The organism is Acinetobacter sp. 1125_18A (assembly GCF_052824985.1).
Window position 1 is genome coordinate 1 of sequence record NZ_VTDG01000045.1, and the last position, 1,169, is coordinate 1,169.

At 43.8% G+C, this 1,169-nt stretch carries 1 protein-coding gene; it reads right to left on the reverse strand.

The annotated features are described in order from the left end of the window. On the reverse strand, positions 1-1,169 hold a 1,169-nt coding region (tuf, locus tag FY049_RS22165; protein ID WP_446084425.1), incomplete at its 3' end, for an elongation factor Tu.

The window sequence follows — 1,169 nt, forward strand, 5'->3', positions numbered from 1 at the left end:
ACACCAGCACCAACTGTACGACCACCTTCACGGATCGCAAAACGTAGACCTGGGTCCATTGCGATTGGGTGAATTAGTTCTACTGACATTTCAACGTTGTCACCTGGCATAACCATTTCAACGCCGTCTTGTAATTGGATTGCGCCAGTTACGTCAGTTGTACGGAAGTAGAACTGTGGACGGTAACCGTTAAGGAACGGAGTATGACGACCACCTTCTTCTTTAGAAAGTACATATACTTCTGCGTCGAATTTAGTGTGCGGCTTGATTGTACCTGGTTTAGCAAGTACTTGACCACGTTGTACGTCTTCACGCTTAGTACCACGTAAAAGAACACCACAGTTCTCGCCCGCACGACCTTCGTCAAGAAGTTTACGGAACATTTCTACGCCAGTTACAGTTGTTTTAACTGTATCTTTGATACCAACGATTTCAACTTCTTCGCCGACTTTAACGATACCAGATTCTACACGACCTGTTACCACTGTACCACGACCAGAAATAGAGAATACATCTTCGATTGGCATCAAGAATGCTTTATCGATAGCACGTTCTGGTTCTGGAATATAAGAGTCAAGCGCTTCAACAAGTGAAAGTACAGCTGATTCGCCATATTGACCAGCATCACCATTAAGTGCAGCAAGTGCTGAACCACGGATGATAGGAGTGTCATCACCAGGGAAGTCATAAGTAGAAAGAAGTTCACGAACTTCCATTTCTACTAATTCAAGTAATTCTTCATCATCAACAAGGTCACACTTGTTAAGGAATACAAGAATATAAGGTACACCTACTTGGCGAGAAAGAAGGATGTGTTCACGAGTTTGTGGCATTGGACCATCAGTCGCAGCACATACAAGGATCGCACCGTCCATCTGAGCAGCACCAGTGATCATGTTTTTAACATAATCGGCGTGACCTGGGCAGTCTACGTGAGCGTAGTGACGAATTGGAGAATCGTATTCTACGTGTGAAGTATTAATTGTAATACCACGTGCTTTTTCTTCTGGTGCAGAATCGATTGCTGCGTAGTCTTTAGCTTCACCGCCGTAAGTTTTTGCACAAATTGTTGCAATTGCAGCAGTTAAAGTTGTTTTACCATGGTCGACGTGACCAATTGTACCCACGTTTACGTGTGGCTTATTACGTTCAAACTTAGCCTTAGCCAT